Source organism: Streptomyces aurantiacus, assembly GCF_027107535.1.
Taxonomy (GTDB): Bacteria; Actinomycetota; Actinomycetes; order Streptomycetales; family Streptomycetaceae; genus Streptomyces.
Genome location: NZ_CP114283.1, coordinates 8,738,317 through 8,755,105, shown reverse-complemented (window position 1 = coordinate 8,755,105; position 16,789 = coordinate 8,738,317). Strand labels below are relative to the sequence as shown.

The 16,789-nt window shown below is 71.4% G+C and carries 17 protein-coding genes; 7 read left to right on the top strand and 10 right to left on the bottom strand.

The window, feature by feature from the left end; genetic code table 11:
• Positions 1-109: 109 nt before the first annotated feature.
• Together O1Q96_RS40565 and O1Q96_RS40560 are read left to right on the top strand one after the other, a co-directional pair.
• The gene (locus O1Q96_RS40565) at positions 110-1,285 is read left to right on the top strand and encodes a 4-hydroxybenzoate 3-monooxygenase (RefSeq protein WP_269252859.1); all 1,176 of its coding nucleotides are present in this window, start codon (positions 110-112) and stop codon (positions 1,283-1,285) included.
• Positions 1,286-1,469: 184 nt separating this feature from the next.
• The gene (locus tag O1Q96_RS40560) at positions 1,470-2,375 is read left to right on the top strand and encodes a Bax inhibitor-1/YccA family protein (protein WP_269252858.1); all 906 of its coding nucleotides are present in this window, start codon (positions 1,470-1,472) and stop codon (positions 2,373-2,375) included.
• Positions 2,376-2,556: 181 nt separating this feature from the next.
• Here the strand turns inward: O1Q96_RS40560 and O1Q96_RS40555 are convergent, their stop codons facing one another.
• Positions 2,557-2,787, bottom strand: coding sequence for a DUF4287 domain-containing protein (locus O1Q96_RS40555; protein WP_217452571.1), 231 nt, complete (start codon positions 2,785-2,787; stop codon positions 2,557-2,559).
• Positions 2,788-2,889: 102 nt separating this feature from the next.
• Here O1Q96_RS40555 and O1Q96_RS40550 point away from each other — a divergent pair, with 102 nt between their 5' ends.
• On the top strand, positions 2,890-3,201 hold the full coding sequence (locus tag O1Q96_RS40550; protein WP_269252857.1) for a hypothetical protein: 312 nt from the start codon (positions 2,890-2,892) through the stop codon (positions 3,199-3,201).
• Positions 3,202-3,324: 123 nt separating this feature from the next.
• Here the strand turns inward: O1Q96_RS40550 and O1Q96_RS40545 are convergent, their stop codons facing one another.
• The 3 genes from O1Q96_RS40545 to O1Q96_RS40535 all read right to left on the bottom strand — a co-directional run bounded on the left by O1Q96_RS40545 (position 3,325) and on the right by O1Q96_RS40535 (position 7,045).
• The gene (locus tag O1Q96_RS40545) at positions 3,325-4,116 is read right to left on the bottom strand and encodes a hypothetical protein (RefSeq protein ID WP_269252856.1); all 792 of its coding nucleotides are present in this window, start codon (positions 4,114-4,116) and stop codon (positions 3,325-3,327) included.
• 301 nt (positions 4,117-4,417) lie between these two features.
• Positions 4,418-5,638: an acetyl-CoA C-acetyltransferase gene (locus O1Q96_RS40540; RefSeq protein ID WP_217452568.1), complete on the bottom strand. Its 1,221-nt coding sequence runs from the start codon at positions 5,636-5,638 to the stop codon at positions 4,418-4,420.
• Between the two features lie 390 nt (positions 5,639-6,028).
• Positions 6,029-7,045, bottom strand: coding sequence for an SGNH/GDSL hydrolase family protein (locus O1Q96_RS40535; protein WP_269252855.1), 1,017 nt, complete (start codon positions 7,043-7,045; stop codon positions 6,029-6,031).
• Between the two features lie 147 nt (positions 7,046-7,192).
• Here O1Q96_RS40535 and O1Q96_RS40530 point away from each other — a divergent pair, with 147 nt between their 5' ends.
• Positions 7,193-8,584: a cystathionine beta-synthase gene (locus O1Q96_RS40530; protein ID WP_269252854.1), complete on the top strand. Its 1,392-nt coding sequence runs from the start codon at positions 7,193-7,195 to the stop codon at positions 8,582-8,584.
• A 457-nt stretch (positions 8,585-9,041) separates the two neighbouring features.
• Here the strand turns inward: O1Q96_RS40530 and O1Q96_RS40525 are convergent, their stop codons facing one another.
• The 5 genes from O1Q96_RS40525 to O1Q96_RS40505 form a co-directional block, all read right to left on the bottom strand.
• Positions 9,042-9,470 (bottom strand): hypothetical protein, encoded by a 429-nt coding sequence (locus tag O1Q96_RS40525; protein ID WP_269253922.1) that lies wholly within the window; start codon positions 9,468-9,470, stop codon positions 9,042-9,044.
• A 109-nt stretch (positions 9,471-9,579) separates the two neighbouring features.
• Positions 9,580-10,512, bottom strand: a complete 933-nt coding sequence (locus O1Q96_RS40520) for an ABC transporter substrate-binding protein (RefSeq protein WP_269252853.1) — start codon at positions 10,510-10,512, stop codon at positions 9,580-9,582.
• Between the two features lie 120 nt (positions 10,513-10,632).
• Complete coding sequence (locus O1Q96_RS40515; RefSeq protein ID WP_269252852.1) at positions 10,633-11,295, bottom strand: ABC transporter permease; 663 nt, start codon at positions 11,293-11,295, stop codon at positions 10,633-10,635.
• Position 11,296: 1 nt separating this feature from the next.
• A complete protein-coding gene (locus O1Q96_RS40510; RefSeq protein WP_269252851.1) occupies positions 11,297-11,938 on the bottom strand; it encodes an ABC transporter permease in 642 nt (213 codons plus the stop codon).
• Complete coding sequence (locus O1Q96_RS40505) at positions 11,935-12,969, bottom strand: ABC transporter ATP-binding protein (protein WP_269252850.1); 1,035 nt, start codon at positions 12,967-12,969, stop codon at positions 11,935-11,937. Before O1Q96_RS40505 ends, O1Q96_RS40510 begins: the two co-directional genes overlap by 4 nt.
• A 141-nt stretch (positions 12,970-13,110) precedes the next feature.
• Between O1Q96_RS40505 and O1Q96_RS40500 the strand changes: the two genes are divergently transcribed.
• The 3 genes from O1Q96_RS40500 (at position 13,111) to O1Q96_RS40490 (ending at position 16,377) form a co-directional block, all read left to right on the top strand.
• On the top strand, positions 13,111-14,745 hold the full coding sequence (locus tag O1Q96_RS40500) for an aromatic amino acid ammonia-lyase (RefSeq protein ID WP_269252849.1): 1,635 nt from the start codon (positions 13,111-13,113) through the stop codon (positions 14,743-14,745).
• A 44-nt stretch (positions 14,746-14,789) separates the two neighbouring features.
• Positions 14,790-15,677, top strand: coding sequence for a MurR/RpiR family transcriptional regulator (locus O1Q96_RS40495; RefSeq protein ID WP_419587092.1), 888 nt, complete (start codon positions 14,790-14,792; stop codon positions 15,675-15,677).
• Positions 15,678-15,795: 118 nt separating this feature from the next.
• A complete protein-coding gene (locus O1Q96_RS40490; RefSeq protein ID WP_269252847.1) occupies positions 15,796-16,377 on the top strand; it encodes a hypothetical protein in 582 nt (193 codons plus the stop codon).
• Between the two features lie 28 nt (positions 16,378-16,405).
• Here O1Q96_RS40490 and O1Q96_RS40485 read toward each other — a convergent pair whose 3' ends face one another.
• The gene (locus O1Q96_RS40485; RefSeq protein WP_217454659.1) at positions 16,406-16,780 is read right to left on the bottom strand and encodes a roadblock/LC7 domain-containing protein; all 375 of its coding nucleotides are present in this window, start codon (positions 16,778-16,780) and stop codon (positions 16,406-16,408) included.
• Between the last annotated feature and the right edge of the window lie 9 nt (positions 16,781-16,789).

Sequence of the window (16,789 nt, the reverse complement as noted above, 5' to 3'; positions counted from 1 at the left end):
GGTCCCACCCGTCGGAAACTCACGTGAGCTAAATGGTGAAAATAACTTCACTCAGCGAACAACGCTGGCGGCGCTCACGGGAGTCGTCGGAGCGCGAAGGAGCGTGTCGATGCGTACCACCGTCGGGATCATCGGGGCCGGACCGGCCGGCCTGCTGCTGGCGAGGCTGCTGCACAACGCGGGGATCGACTCCGTCGTACTGGAGAGCCGCGACCGGGCCTACGTGGAGCAGCGGCAGCGCGCCGGGATCCTCGAGCAGGGGACCGTGGACGTGCTGCGGGCCGCGGGCGCCGGTGAGCGCATGGACCGGGAAGGGCTCCGCCACGACGGCATCGAGCTGCGGTTCGCGCGCAGGCGCCACCGGATCGACTTCCCCGCACTCACCGGCGGGCGGTCCGTGATGGTCTACGCCCAGACCGAGGTGTGCAAGGACCTCATCGCGCTGCAGCTCAAGGAGGGCGGACCGGTGCTCTTCGGGGCGGAGGCGCTGGCCGTCGAGGGGGCCGGCACCGACAGCCCCCGGGTGCGCTTCCGGCACGAGGGGCGCGAGGACGTCCTGGAGTGCGCGTACGTCGTCGGGTGCGACGGTTTCTGGGGTGTGGCCCGCAAGGCGATCCCCGAGGAGCTCACACGGGTCTTCGAGCGGACCTACCCCTTCGGCTGGCTGGGGATCCTCGCCGACGTGCCCCCCTCGCACGACGAGCTCGTCTACGCCCGCCACGACCGTGGTTTCGCCCTGCTGTCCATGCGGTCGCCGACCGTCTCGCGGCTCTACCTCCAGGTGCCCGAGGGCACGGACGCGCAGGAGTGGGGCGACGAGGAGATCTGGGACGAGCTGGAGCGCCGGTTCGAGACCGACGACGACTGGCGGCTCCGCAGGGGCCCCGTCACCGCCAAGTCCGTCACGCCCATGCGCAGCCACGTGCACGAGCCGATGCGCCACGGACGGCTCTTCCTGGCCGGTGACGCCGCCCACATCGTGCCGCCGACGGGCGCCAAGGGGCTGAACCTCGCAGTGGGGGACGTCGTGACCTTCGCGCGGGCGCTGGCGCACGAGAGGGAGACCGGGTCCGGCGAGCTCCTCGACGCCTACTCCGAGACCTGCCTGCGGCGGGTGTGGCAGGCCGAGCGGTTCTCGTACGAGATGACGACCCTGCTGCACCGCTCGCCCGACGCGACGCCCTTCGACGACCGCATCCAGCTGGCCCGGCTGGAGCGGCTCGCCTCCGCGCGCGGCGCCGAGCAGGACCTCGCCGAGGGGTACACGGGCTTCGCCCTGGACTGAACGCCACGGACGGGGGAACCGGAGGGGCCCGTACCGGCGTTGTAACGGTGCGGGGAATGCCAGGTCGAACCCTGGTGTTCCCGGTCACAAGAGGGGAAAGATCCTCCCCAGGCACTAGAGGCTTTCTTTTGCCTACCCATTACTCTTGAGCCAAGGCCACGCACGGTGGCTATGGAGGAGTGAAATGAGGAGCAGCAACCCGGTCTTCTCGCGACGGGGGTTCAGCCGCGACAACGGCCACGCGGGCTTCAACGCCCAGCCGCAGGCCGGGGGCCCCGCTGTCGGAACGCAGGGAAACCCGTACGCACAGGGCACCCCGCAGGGCGGCAGCCCGTACGCGCAGAATCCTTACGCTCAGAACCCGTACGCCCCGCAGGACCTGCAGCACGGCGCACCGCCGCAGGCCCCGCCCGCCGCCGGCCGCATGACGATGGACGACGTCGTCGCGCGCACGGCCATGACGCTCGGCACCGTCACCGTCGGCGCCGTCCTCGCCTGGGTCCTGCTGCCGGTCACGTCGAGCAGCTTCGGCCTGGCGATCGGCTCCGCGCTCATCGCGATGGTCTTCGCGCTGGTGCAGTCGTTCAAGCGCAAGGCCTCGCCCGCGCTGATCCTGGCGTACGCCGCCTTCGAGGGCGTCTTCCTCGGCGTGATCAGCGAGATGTTCAACAGCCGGTGGAGCGGAGCGCCCTTCCAGGCCGTGCTCGGCACCATGGCGGTGTCCGGCGCCACCCTGCTGATCTACAAGGCGGGCTGGATCCGCGTCACCGCTCGGTACGCGCGCATCGGTATGGCCATCGCGATCGCCTTCGTGCTGGTCATGGCGGTCAACCTGCTGCTGGTCGTCTTCGGTGTCGCCGATGACGGCGGCCTGCGCAGCATGGGCCCGCTGGGCGCGATCGTCGGCATCCTCGCGATCGTCCTGGGCGCGTTCTTCCTGACGCTCGACTTCAAGCAGATCGAGGACGGCATCGCCTACGGCGCGCCGCGCGAGGAAGCCTGGCTGGCCGCGTTCGGCCTGACCATGAGCCTCGTGTGGATCTACCTCGAGATGCTGCGTCTGGTCGCCATCTTCAGCGGCAACGACTAGCGGCGGCAACGATCTGCGTCGCTCCGGCGAGGGGCACCCCCTGAGGGGCGCGGGGAACCGCGCGAGCAGCCCCCACCGGCCGGTGGCGCAGTGACAACCGCTCAAGCACGACCGAAGGGCCCGCGAACCAAGGTTCGCGGGCCCTTCGGTATTTTCGGGTGGAGGAGCGGAGCGAAACCGCTCAGAGCAGTTTGCGCGCGGCCCTCCTCAGGTCGTACTCGTGAATGATGGCCTTGGCGTGGCCGTACGCGAGGTCGTGCTCGGCGCGGAGCCAGCTGACCTTCTCCTCGAAGCGGAAGAGAGCGGGGCCTTCGTCGACGGTGCGCAGCCAGTCGGAGATCTCACGACCGGTGCAGTGGGGGATGCGGGCGAGCAGATTGCGATGGGTCTCCGCGGAGAAGACTTGGGACATCGGCGCCTCCGGACGCATGGGATGTAAGCCGGTCCTTCAAATCACCGTGCCTGAGGGGCGGCCCGTTGGCAACAGTCCAGATGAGGCGCGTAGGGTCGGCGCGTGCTTGATACGACGCCTTTGACGCGGGCCGTGGAACATTTCGCCGACCGGTTGCGCGCCGCCCCGCAGAGCCGGCTTCAGCGGGGAGCCGCCGCCGAGGCGCTGGGGCTGGCCAGGGATTTGTCACTGCGTGCCCAGCGGCTGGAGGACCCCACGCGGGACCCCCTGGAGATGCCCGACGCGGGAATGTTCGCCGCGGCGGACCAGGTCACCGTGGCCGGGAACGATCTGGCCGAGGTGCTGACGGCCGAGGACGAGGTCGTGGAGGCGGTGAGCCTCGTGGAGGAGGCGCAGAAGAGGGCGGGGATCTGAAGGCTTCGCGGTCCGGCCGTGGGCGGTCGCGCCCACGCGGCGGAGCCGCGGACGACCGGAAAAAGCGCCCCTCGAAGGGGGCGCTTTCTGTCGGGGCGTGCCGTTACGACGAGGCCGTGACCCTCACAACGAGGCTATGACCCTGTCCGCCAGGACGTAGACGCTCTCCTTGCCGCACTCGAAAGTGAGGGCGTAGGCGCCCGAGACCCCCGAGCCGCCGAGCAGGACCGGCGGGTGGCCGGTGCGCAGCGACTCGGCGAGGCGTTCGGCGGTCTCGCGATGACCCGGGGTCATGCAGAGCGTGGTGCCGTCGGCGAAGACGTACACGTCGAGGGTGCCGAGCGGGCCGGGACGGACGTCCGCCAGCTCCGTGCGGGAGCCGGCGAGGTCCTCCAGGCAGGCCACCGTACGTTCGTGGTCGTTCGCCACGGGTGACTGGACCGGTACGAAGTCGGGGTGCGAGGGGTGGCGTCGGCGGGCCGCGGCCAGCTCGGGGGAGTCCCCGGCGAACTCGTCGGCGTCGGCGGCGGGCTCGGTCACCGGCTCCAGGTGTTCGAGACCCGCGAAGTCCGACTGGCGGGGCAGGAACAGCTCACTGTCGGGCAGACCGAGCAGGGTCGGCGCGTCGGTGACGTCACGCGCCTCCTGGGCGGCCCAGAACGCCCGGGCCTCGGCGAGCTCACGCTCGCGCTCCTCGGCGAGGGCCTCGGCCACGGCCGCGCGTATCTCGTCGGCGTCCGCGGTCCCGCGGGCGGCCGGCGCGAGGCCGCGTACGGCCGTGGCACGGCTCCGGGCGAGCTCGGTGTGCAGGGCGGCCACCTGTCGGCGCAGTGCCAGCAGGGTGCGCAGAACGGCGACGCCCACGGCCGTGGTGGTGGCTGTGGCGAGCAGCAGAGCAAGAGACGTGGTGCTCACTGACGTACTCCCGGTTCAAAGTCGACCCCCGACTTCCTACATCAGCTTGAAGGGCGGACTAACCAGCTGTCAGTGCGTAACGTCACGAAAGGGGCAGGACTTTCGGCCTGGTGTTTAGTCGCGTAACCGCCCTGACCTGCGTAAATCCCTTTCCGGAGGGAGATAGGTCACATCCTGGGGGAGATTGGATCACAAAACGACCCGGAGTCCCGGCGATTGCGGGACTTCGGGTCGTTTCGGTGACTGTGTGTTCAACTCCCGTCACGGAGCGGGGTCTTCGGCTCGGACGTGTTCCCGGGAACTAGCTCAGGCGCTCGATGACCATCGCCATGCCCTGGCCGCCGCCCACGCACATCGTCTCCAGGCCGAACTGCTTGTCGTGGAACTGGAGCGAGTTGATGAGCGTGCCGGTGATGCGGGCGCCGGTCATGCCGAAGGGGTGGCCGACCGCGATGGCGCCGCCGTTCACGTTCAGCTTCTCCAGCGGGATGTCCAGGTCGCGGTAGGAGGGGATCACCTGGGCGGCGAACGCCTCGTTGATCTCGAACAGGTCGATGTCGCCGACGGTCAGACCGGCGCGGGACAGGGCCTGCTTCGACGCCTCCACCGGGCCGAGGCCCATGATCTCGGGGGAGAGCCCGGTGACGCCGGTCGAGACGATCCGGGCCAGCGGGGTCAGGCCGAGCTCGCGGGCCTTCGTGTCGGACATGATCACGAGGGCGGCGGCGCCGTCGTTGAGGGGGCAGCAGTTGGCCGCCGTGACCATGCCGTCGGGGCGGAAGACCGGCTTGAGGCCCTGGACGCCGTCGAGCGTGACGCCGGCGCGCGGGCCGTCGTCCTTGCTGACGACCGTGCCGTCCGGCGTGGTCACCGGGGTGATCTCGCGCTCCCAGAAGCCGTTCTTGACGGCTTCCTCGGCGAGGTTCTGCGAGCGGACGCCGAACTCGTCCATGTCCTGGCGGGTGACGCCCTTGATGCGGGCGAGGTTCTCCGCGGTCTGGCCCATCGCGATGTACGCGTCCGGGACGACGCCGTCCTCGCGCGGGTCGTGCCAGGAGGCGCCCTCGCTCGCGGCGACCTCCGCGGTGCGGGCCTCCGCCTCCGCGAAGAACGGGTTGTGCGTGTCGGGCAGGCTGTCGGAGTTGCCCTTCGTGAAGCGGGAGACCAGCTCGACGCCCGCCGAGATGAAGACGTCGCCCTCGCCGGCCTTGATGGCGTGCAGGGCCATACGGCTCGTCTGGAGCGACGAGGAACAGTAACGGGTGATCGTGCAGCCGGGGAGGTGGTCCATGCCCATCTGCACGGCGACGATGCGGCCGAGGTTGTTGCCCTGCTCGCCGCCGGGGAGGCCGCAGCCGAGCATCAGGTCGTCGATGTCCCTCGGGTCGAGCTCCGGGACCTTGGCGAGGGCCGCCTGGATGATGGTCGCGGTCAGGTCGTCGGGGCGCAGGTCCTTGAGGGAACCCTTGAAGGCGCGGCCGATGGGGGAGCGGGCGGTCGAGACGATCACGGCTTCGGGCATCACGGCTCCATTGGCGTTACGAGGGTGTAGGCGGACCTGACTGGGAAGCTACCCGTAGGTATGGGCGGGGTCACGGGGGTGGGGGTGTGACTCGGGACGCACTTTCCAAGCGCTTGCTTTTTCCTCGCTGCAAGTCCCAGCCCCGGGGGCTTCGCCCCCCCCAGTCCCCCTTGGGCTTTGCCCCAGACCCCTTTGGGCTTCGCCCCGTGAGCCACCTGGGGGTTTGGCCCCAGGCCCCCTTGGGTTTTGGCTGCGGGTTCGGTGGGGGCTGGGCGCGCAGTTCCCCGCGCCCCTGGCGGGGCGGGGTCCCGGGCCCCTGGCGGGGCGGGGTCCCGGGCCCCTGGCCGCCACGCGGTTCCCGCGCCCCTGACGGGGCGGGGGAGCGTGGGGTCAGGCTGATGTGGGGGCCGGGTCTGTGGCTGGGACGCGCCGGCGGCGGCGGCGTTTGAGGAGGGCCCAGGGGCCGCGCGGGCCCGTGGGCATCGCGGCCGCCACCTCCGTGCCCGGCTCCGAAGCCGCCTCCGCGGCGGCTCGTGCCACGGGCAGGAAGCCCTCGCGGCGGGAGACGTCCGGGCGCTCCTCGTCCGCGGGCCACAGGCCCAGCGCGGCACAGACCGAGGGCAGCACGGCCATCGCCGCCGTCGCGTACCCCTCCGCCGAGGGGTGGTAGTTGTCGGGGCCGAACAGCTCCCGCGGGTTCGCCGCGAACTCCGGCCCCAGCAGGTCGCCCAGCGACACCGTCCGCCCGCCCTGCTCGACCGTGCCGATGGTCTGCGCGGCCGCCAGCTGACGGGAGGCGCGCTTCGCCAGCCACCGCAACGGCTGCTGGACCGGCTCGATGGAGCCCAGGTCGGGACAGGTGCCGACGACCACCTCGGCACCCGCCGTGCGGAGTCTGCGTACCGCCGCCGAGAGGTGCCGGACCGACCGCGTCGGCGGCATCCGGTGCGTCACGTCGTTCGCGCCGACCATGATCACGCATACCTCGGGCACCCCGTCCGGGTCCCCGAGAGCCAGGACGACCTGGCGGTCGAGGTCGTCGGACTGGGCGCCCGGCAGAGCCACGTTCCGCAGCCGCACCGGCCGTTCCGCCACCGCGGCGAGCCCGGACGCGATCAGCGCTCCCGGTGTCTGCCGGGCCCGGTGCACGCCCTGCCCGGCCGCCGTCGAATCACCGAGCATCGTCAGGCGCAACGGGCCCTGCGAGCCGGCGTACACATACCCGTACAGTCCGTCCGCGCTCGGCGGACGGGGGCTGTGCCCGTTTCCCACCTGCCGCTTCGCCAGCTGCACCTCGGCCAGCACCACGCCGACCGTCGCCGCGCCCAGCAGCCCGATCCCGCCGCCGCCGTACGCCGCGCCCGCGGCGATCCGCCGTGCCACCCTCGCTCTCGACAAACTCGTCATGCGAAGCCGCCACCTCCTTCTAGCCGTACACCCACTCCTTGCCCCGTACAGACCGTCGGCCAATCTCAACGCGACGTGAACGCCCAGGAGGGGGCTTAGGCTGACGACACCACCCCGACCACTTCTTTTCCAGCTCCGGAGACAACGGTGCAATTCCACGACTCGATGATCAGTCTCGTCGGCAACACCCCGCTGGTGAGGCTCAACAGCGTGACCGCCGGCATCCAGGCGACCGTCCTCGCGAAGGTCGAGTACTTCAACCCCGGCGGCTCCGTGAAGGACCGCATCGCCGTGCGCATGATCGAGGCCGCCGAGAAGAGCGGCGCGCTCCAGCCGGGTGGCACGATCGTCGAGCCGACCAGCGGCAACACGGGTGTGGGCCTCGCCATCGTGGCCCAGCAGAAGGGCTACAAGTGCATCTTCGTGTGCCCCGACAAGGTGAGCACCGACAAGATCAACGTGCTGCGGGCCTACGGGGCCGAGGTCGTCGTCTGCCCCACCGCCGTCGACCCCGAGCACCCCGACTCGTACTACAACGTCTCCGACCGGCTCGTGAAGGAGACGCCCGGAGCCTGGAAGCCCGACCAGTACTCCAACCCCCACAATCCCCTCTCGCACTATCACTCCACCGGCCCCGAGCTGTGGGAGCAGACGGAGGGGCGCATCACCCACTTCGTCACGGGCGTGGGGACCGGCGGCACCATCTCCGGCACCGGGCGCTACCTCAAGGACGCCAGTGACGGGAAGGTCCAGGTCGTCGGCGCCGACCCCGAGGGGTCCGTCTACTCCGGCGGGTCCGGGCGGCCGTATCTCGTCGAGGGCGTCGGCGAGGACTTCTGGCCGACGGCGTACGACCGGACGGTCGCCGACGAGATCGTCGCGGTCTCGGACAAGGACTCCTTCCAGATGACCCGGCGGCTGGCCAAGGAGGAGGGCCTCCTCGTCGGCGGCTCCTGCGGCATGGCCGTCGTCGCCGCGCTGCGGGTGGCCGAGCGGCTCGGGCCCGACGACGTCGTGGTCGTCCTCCTCCCCGACAGCGGGCGCGGCTACCTCAGCAAGATCTTCAACGACGAGTGGATGGCCGACTACGGCTTCCTGGAGGACGAGGGCCCCAGCGCGCGGGTCGCCGACGTCCTCAGCGACAAGGTGCACGGCGCCATGCCCTCCCTCGTCCACATGCACCCGGACGAGACGGTCGGCGAGGCGATCGAGGTGCTGCGCGAGTACGGCGTCTCGCAGATGCCCATCGTCAAGCCGGGCGCCGGACACCCGGACGTGATGGCCGCCGAGGTCGTGGGCTCCGTCGTCGAACGGGAACTGCTCGACGCCCTGTTCACCCAGCGGGCCTCGCTCTCCGACCCGCTGGAGAAGCACATGTCGGCGCCGCTGCCCCAGGTCGGCTCCGGTGAGCCGGTCGGCGACCTGATGACCGTGCTCGGCGGGGCCGACGCGGCGATCGTCCTGGTCGAGGGCAAGCCCACCGGAGTCGTCAGCCGACAGGACCTGCTGTCCTTCCTGGCCAAGGGTGGTCGACAGTAGGAAGTTCCGGTGAACTGCAGGCGTCGGAGGGGAACTTGCGGCGTGAGCGATCACGGTGGAACTTCGCGGAAGTGGTACGAGCACGTCACGTCCGCGCAGCACACGCTTAACACGCGTACGGCAGATTGACGATGTCGGCAAGGGCGGGAGCGGCTCCCCGCCCCGGCCGGCACCGAAACGGCGTCAAGGACCCTCCGGAGCGGCTCCCGGATCTCCATCGACGCCACGGACGCGCAAGCCCGGCCCTGACCCGGCCCGCGTCCCTCGCGGGGACCGCCGTCGTCCCGCCCCCCGGCAACGGGGGTGCGGCGGTTCCCGCGCAAGCTTCACGAAGGGCCCGGTACCCGACTGGTACCGGGCCCTTCGTCACGCCTGGACCGGCGCCGCTCCCGCGGGCGTGGCCGCCCGCCGCCGTGGTTCCTCGGCCGGGGGTTGCGCCGTCATCGCTTCGGGCGGATCAGCCCTCCCACTCGCTGTCCTTGGAGGACTTGCGGCGCCTGCTGAAGAAGTCCGGCGAGAGGCGCGCGGCCTGGACCACGTTGACCCCCACGATGCCCGCCCAGGCGACCAGGAGGCCGGGCAGCTCGGCGACACCGCCGCCGATGGCGGACAGGGGGATCGCGAGGACGAGGGAGACGATGCCGAAGCCGAAGCGCTCGCCCCAGGAGTCCGAGGACCCCTGGGGGGACCGTGCGTCGCGGGCCACCGCCATCTGCTGTTCCGCGAGCTGGCGGCGCACGCGGCGGTCGACCGTGCCGTCCAGGCGCTGCTCGACCTTTTCCAGGAACGAGTCGATCAGCGCGGACTCGTACTCCTCGCCCAGTTCCTTGCGTGCGTGCAAGGTGGCGTCGAGTTCCTTCTTGAGTTCGGCGTCGCGGGCTTCCATACCGGTCATGGTGTCCAAGGTAGGGAGCCGGAGCGCGATTGGCACGGGGGTTAGCCCCCCGGTCCGCACTGGGCTGTTCCCCACCGGGCCGGGCCGCGGCCGACGGGCCCTACGTGATCAGGCCCTTCTCCTTCGCGTACGCGTTCGCCACGTCCTCCGGGTCCTTCTTGTCCTTGTCGACCTTGCGGTTGAGCTCGGTCAGGTCCGCCGTGGTGAGGATGTTGCCGAGCTCGGCCAGGGCCTTGCGGACCGTCGAGTCGGCCTTGCGGTCCGCGATGAGGGGGACGACGTGCTGGCCGGGGATGAGGTTCCTGGGGTCGGTGAGAACGACCCACTTGTTGGCCACGATGTCGGTGTCGGTGGTGAAGAGGTTCGCCACGTCCACGTCACCCTTCTTCAGGGCGCCCTTCACCAGCGGGCCCGAGGAGTCGAGGGACTTGAACTCCTTGAACTCGACCCCGTAGACGTCCTTCAGGCCCACCGCGCCGACCTCGCGCTTCTTCACCTCGGGCGCGGCGCCGATGACGAGCTTCCCGTTCTGCTTCCTCAGGTCGGCGAGGGAGGCCAGGCCGTACCTGTCGGCCGTCTCCCGGGTGACGACGAAGGCGTCCGAGTCCTCGGCCATGCCGTACGGCAGCACCTGGAGTCCGGCGGGCAGTGCCATCGCGAGGGCGTTCTGCATCTCGCCCTCCTCCGTCGCCTTCGCCTTGGGGGAGACGTAGTGCAGGAGGGCGCCCTGGTACTCGGGGAGCAGGTCGATGTCGCCGCCCCTGAGCGCGGGTATGAGGATCTCCCGGGTGCCGAGGTTCGGGCGGACCTTCGTCTTCACACCGGCGGCTTCCAGGACGGCCGCGTAGAGGAACCCGAGGACCTGGTTCTCGGTGAAGTTGGCGGTACCGATGGTGACGCCGTCCTTGCTGGACCCGCCGCCACCGCCACCACCGCCCTCGCCGTCGAGCGAGGTGATCCCGCTGCTGCACGCGGCGAGCGCGGGCACGGACGCGGCGGCGAAGAGCCCGCCGAGGAGGGTACGTCGGTTCATGGGGGAAGCTCCTGAGGGGAGTTGCAGAGGTCTAGGGGGCGCCCTTTCAGGGGCGTGGGGAACCGCGCGGCCGCCACGGCCGGCCCGCAGATCCACGGCTGCACCGGCGAGCGGCGACGCTCACGCGGGGCGGTGCCGGAAGAGGACCCGTTGCAGGCCGCTCAAGGCCAGGTCGAGCACCACGGCAACCCCGGCCACGAGCACCGCCCCGCCGAGCACCTGCACAAGGTCCCGCTGGGCGAGCCCGTCGAACACGTACCGCCCGAGCCCGCCGAAGGACACGTACGCGGCGATCGTGGCCGTAGCCACCACCTGGATCAGCGCGAGCCGCAGGCCCGTCATGATCAAGGGGAGCGCGAGGGGCAGCTCGACCTGGAGGAGGACCTGGTGCCAGCGCATGCCCTGGCCGCGCGCCGCGTCCTTCACGTCCGGGTCGACGGCGGTCATGCCGGCGTACGTGTTCGTCACGATCGACGGGACCGCGAGGGCGACCAGTGCCACGTACACCGGCCACATCGACAGTCCGCTGGCCAGGAAGACGAGCACCACCAGGCCGACGGTCGGCAGGGCACGGCCGAAGGACGCGAGGTTGATGGCGAGGAACGCGCCGCGGCCGGTGTGGCCGATCAGCAGGCCCAGGGGGAGGGCGATCACGGTCGCCACGAGGGTGGCGAGCAGCGAGTACTGGAGGTGCTCGGCGAGGCGGTGGCCGATGCCGTCGGGGCCGGTCCACTGCTCGCCGCTGACCAGCCAGCCGCCGAGGTCCTTGAAGAGTTCGTACATGTCAGGCTCGCCGCCTCTTCCACGGGGTGAGTACGTACTGGACGCCGACCAGCAGCGCGTCCGCGACCAGGGCCAGCAGGAGCGTCAGGACGACGCCGACGACGACCGGGGTCGGGAAGTTGCGCTGGAAGCCGTCGGTGAAGAGCTGGCCGAGGCCGCCGTCGCCGATGTACGTGGCCACGGAGACCAGGGAGATCGACATGACCGTGGCGATCCGGACACCCGCCATGATCACCGGGAGCGCGAGGGGGAGCTCGACGGTGAGGAGGGTGCGCAGGGGGCGCGTGCCCATGGCCTTCGCGGCCTCCTTCGTCTTCGCGGGGACCGAGTCGAGGCCTTCGACCGTGTTCCGCAGGAGGACGACGAGGGTGTAGATCGTCAGGCCGACGACCGTGGTGGTGCGGGTCAGGCCGGAGACCGGAAGGAGGAGTACGAAGACCGCGATCGACGGGATCGTGAAGAGGACGTTCGAGAGGCCGAGGAGCAGGCCCCGCAGTGGGCGGATCCGGTGCGCCACCACGGCCAGCGGGAGAGAGACCAGCAGGCCGAGGAAGACGGCGGACAGGGCCGCCTGGAGGTGGGAGACCGTGAGGGTGGTGAGGTCGTCGGTGTGGTCGCCTATCCACGACCAGTCGATGGTCATGAGGCCACCCTGGCTTCCGTGTGGGCCCGGCCCGCGTGCTGGTGGATCTCGTCGCGCGAGGTCACCCCGGTGAGGGCGCCGTCGGTGTCGACCCGGGCCACGAGTCCGGTCGGGGAGGCGATGGACTCATTGAGGGCGGCGAGCAGGGAGTCGGTGTCGCGCAGGGGGCGTACGGGGAGTTCGGTGTCCCCGGTGCGCCAGTGCAGGGGTGTGCGGGCGCCGTCCAGGACCAGTTCCCAGGTGCCGCCCTCGGGGGCGGGGGCCTGCGGTATGCCCTTGAGCGACGTCAGGGACAGGAGCTTCAGGCCGCGCTCCGCGCCGAGGAAGTCCGCGACGAAGTCGTCCGCCGGCCGGGCCAGCAGTTCGGCCGGAGTGGCGCACTGGACGAGGTGGCCGCCGGTGCGGAAGACGGCTATCCGGTCGCCGAGCCGGACCGCCTCGTCGATGTCGTGCGTGACGAAGACGATCGTCTTGCTCAACTCCTTCTGGAGGCGGAGCAGTTCGTCCTGGAGTTGTGCGCGGACGACCGGGTCGACGGCTCCGAAGGGCTCGTCCATCAGGAGGACGGGAGGGTCGGCGGCGAGAGCGCGGGCCACGCCGACCCGCTGCTGCTGGCCGCCGGAGAGCTGGTGCGGAAAACGCTTCCCGGACTCCGCGGTCAGGCCGACCGTCTCCAGGAGCTCCGCGGCCCGGGCCCGCGCCCTGCGGCGGCCCCAGCCGAGGAGCAGTGGCACGGTCGCGATGTTGTCGAGGACCGTGCGGTGCGGGAAGAGGCCCGACTGCTGGATGACGTAACCGATGGAGCGGCGCAGGTCGGCGGCGTCCTGGTCCAGGACGTCGCGGCCGCCGACCCGGATGGTGCCGGAGGTGGGGTCGACCATCCGGTTGACCATCCGCAGGGTGGTCGTCTTGCCACAACCGGAAGATCCCACGAGGACGGTCACGCCCCCTTCCGGCATCTCCAGGGAGAGGTCGTGGACCGCTGTGGTGCCATTCGGGAAACGCTTGTGGACCGCGTCGAACTGGATCATGAGGTGTCCCTTGCCCGGCTGTATATAGTCATGCAGAGTTCTCTGTACTTGAATGGCTTGTCAACGGTGCGGTGTTAATCGCTGGTTACTTGTGGCCGCCAGGCAAGATCCGATGCCCGGATTGAGGGGAGTTTGCGCTCTATGTCGTCTCGGGATGTGGACCCGCCGCGTGCGGCAGCGACCGGCCTCGTGGTGCTGGACGGCCACAGCACCGGTGTCACCGACGTCGTACGACTCGCCGACGGGTCCGCGCGGCCCGTGCCCGCCGCCGATGCGATGAAGCGTGTCGAGGAGTCCTGGGACGCGGCCCGGCGCATCGCCGCGACCGGCCGCGTGTACGGCCGGTCCACCGGAGTCGGCGCCAACCGGAACGAGGACGTGCCCACCGAGGCGGCCGCCGAGCACGGCCTGCGTCTGCTGCGCAGCCACGCCGGGGCCATCGGGGAGGAACTGCCCGCGCGGCAGGTCCGGGCGATGCTCGCCGTGCGCGCCAACCAGCTCCTCGCGGGCGGGGCAGGCCTGCGCCCCACCGTCGTCACCGCGTTGTGCGAGGCGCTGGAGACCGGGGCGTACCCCGTCGTGAACGAGTTCGGCTCGGTGGGGACCGGGGACATCGCGGCGCTGGCCCAGCTGGGGCTGGCGCTGGCGGGGGAGCACCCCTGGCGGGGGGCGGAGGCGCCGACCGGTGTGCGCGAGGTCGTGGGCGCGGGCGCGTCGGCGGGAGCGGGCGGCGGTGTGCCCGCGGTCGCGCTCACGGGCCCGGCCACGGCCGCGCTCGCCGGTGTGCCGCGCCACGTGGGCGCGCCCGAGCCGCAACCGCTCGACAACAACGACGCCCTCGCGCTCATCAGCAGCAACGCCCTCACCCTCGGCCAGTCGGCGCTCGCCCTGCACGAACTGCGCGGGCTCATCGGGGCCACACAGGTCGTCGCCGCGCTGTCCCTGGTCGCGGTGGACGGCTCGCACGAGGCGTACGCGGCGCCCGTGCACGCCGCCCGCCCGCATCGCGGGTCCACCGAAGTGGCCCGCCGGATGCGGGAGCTGATCGGCGCGGCGGACCGTCCGACACCGCCGCTCGGGCGGATCCAGGACCCGTACGGTTTCCGGTGCCTGCCCCAGATCCACGGTCCCGCGCACGACGCGGCCGACGCCCTGGAGGACGTCCTCGCCGTCGAGATCAACGCGGCCGCCGAGAACCCGCTGATCCGCGCCGAGGACATGGCCGCCTACCACCACGGCGGCTTCTACCAGGCCCAGCTCGCTCTCGCCCTCGACCACTTCAGGCTCGCCCTCACCCAGGTGGCCCGGCTGTCGACCTCGCGCCTGTCCACTCTGAACGAACCCGTCTACACCCGGCTGCGCCCCTTCCTCGCCGACCACGAGCCCGCCTCCTCCGGCGTGATGATCCTGGAGTACGCCGCCGGGGCCGCCCTCGGTGACCTGCGGGCCTTCTCCGCGCCCGCCTCGCTCGGCCACGCTGTACTCTCCCGGGGCGTCGAGGAGCAGGCGAGCTTCGCCTCGCTCGCCGCTCGCCAGACCCTGCGCGCGTGCGACGCGTACCGTCTCGTCGTCGGCTGCGAACTCGTCGCCGCCGTACGGGCGTTGCGCCAGCGCGAGCTGCGTCCCGACCCGGAGCTGCCGGTGGGCCGGGCGCTGGAGATCGCCGAGTCGGTGCTCGACGCGGACCCGGCCGACCGGCCGCTCACGGACGACGTGACGGCGGCGGCCGCACTGCTCGACCGGTTCACGGACATCTGGAGGGGGAGCACGGCATGAGCGTGGACGGGAACACGAGCGTGAATATGGGCATGGACAGGGACATGGACACGGGCCCGGACGGCACAGCGCACACCGACAACGGCGGCACGGGCGGGGCGGACGGCCCCGCCGGACGCCTCCAGGCACTCTTCGAGGGGCACCGGCTGACCCCCACCCAGCGGCGCATCGCGCACAGCATGGTGCGGCGGGCCGCCGAGGTGCCCTTCCTGTCGAGCGTGGAGCTGGCCGAGCTCGCCGGCGTCAGCCAGCCCTCCGTCACCCGCTTCGCCGTCGCCCTCGGCTTCGACGGCTACCCGGCGCTGCGCAAGCACCTGCGCGAGGTCGCACCGGCCGGGCCCGCCGCGCACACCGGCTCGTACAACGAGTACCAGCAGGCCGTCGAGGCCGAGATCGAGAACCTCCGGCATCTTGCCTCCGTGCTGGCCGACCCGCGCCCCGTCGAGCGCGCGGGCCGGCTCCTCGCCGCTTCGCGTCCGCTGCCGGTGCTCGGGCTGCGGGCCGCCGCCGCCCAGGCGTACGGCTTCGCGTACTTCGCGGCCAAGGTCCATCCCGACGTGCGGCTGCTGGACGAGGGCGGGACCATGGCGCACGACCGGATCGACGCGGCGGTGCGGGCCGGGGCCACGACCTTGCTGTGCTTCGCGCTGCCCCGCCACCCGCGGGAGGTCGTGGACACCCTCGCGTACGCGAAGGAGGCCGGGCTGACCGTCGTCACGGTCGCGGACTCCGCGTTCGCGCCCGTCGCCAAGGTGTCCGACCTGCTGCTGCCCGCCGCCGTCGGAACCGGACTCGCCTTCGACACGGCCTGTGCGCCGATGCTGCTGGGGCGCGTCCTGCTGGAGGCGATGTGCGACGGGCTGCCGGACGCCCAGTCGCGGCTGGAGGAGTTCGACGCGCGGGCCGCCGCGCGAAACCTGTTCGTGGAGTAGCGGAGTGGCGGAGTAGCGGAGTGGCAGAGCGGCCGGATTTCTGCGGCGTTCTCAGACGTGTCTCACCTTCGGCCGCTAATCTGCGCGCCACAACAGGCGTCTGGTGAGGAGGCGGATCGTGGCGCGCGGAGGACAGGGACTGGCTCGGGTGGCCGTCGTCGTACGGGCCGGAGCGGCCCCGCTGGGGTGGCTCGGAGTCGTCGCGGCGGGGGTGGGCGCGCTGGTGCCCGGGTTCACGGGACGGCGGATCGGAGTGCTGGCGGGAGCCGCGCTCTTCCTGATCACGGCGGCGGCCGTGCTGCTCGCACGGCGGAAGCGGTACGCGGCGCTCGCCGCCGACGCCGTCCGCGCGAGCAAGCAGGACGTGCTCCAGGACCGCGCCGTGACCGTACGCAACTGGCGCCGGGGACACCGGTGGTGGGTGCTGCTCGCCTTCGCCGTGGCGCTCGGTTCGGCGTTCGCCGTGCCGGCCGCCGGCGGGATGCTCCTCGCGGGCGCCGGGGTGGGACTGCGCCTCAAGGCGGCCTGGATCGGACGGCTGGAGCGGACGGCCGAGTCGCTCCTGTGGGTGCGGGTCGACTGGCTCGGGCGTGGTGCGGGTCCCGCGGGCAAACGCGTCCGGGGCTACCGCGCCACCGGGATCGCCGCGGGCGACGCCGCGCCCGGTGGGGCGCGGCGTCGGGGCGGTGTCCTGGTCTGATCCCTCCCGGACCGCCGGGGTCCCGCTCTCAGACCTCCAGGTCGCTCTCGATCTTCTTCAACTGGTGGCGCGCCATCGCCAGGTTGGACCGCTTGGCGTCGAGCACCAGATAGAGGAAGAGCCCGTTGCCGCCGCGGCCCTTGATCAGCCGGATCAGGTGGTACTGGTCGGAGAGCGTGATCAGGATGTCCTCGATGTCGCTCTTCAGGCCCAGGTGCTCCATCGTGCGGATCTTGGCGCGTACGACGTCGGTGTTGCCGGCCGCCGCGACCGTGAGGTCGAAGCCCTTGCTGCCGCCGATCGTGCCCAGTGCCATACCGCTGGTGTAGTCGACGAGGGCCGCCCCGGTGGCGCCCTCGATGGAGGCCAGGGTCTCTTTGAGTGCGGTCTCGGTGTTGGTCATGGTCGTGCC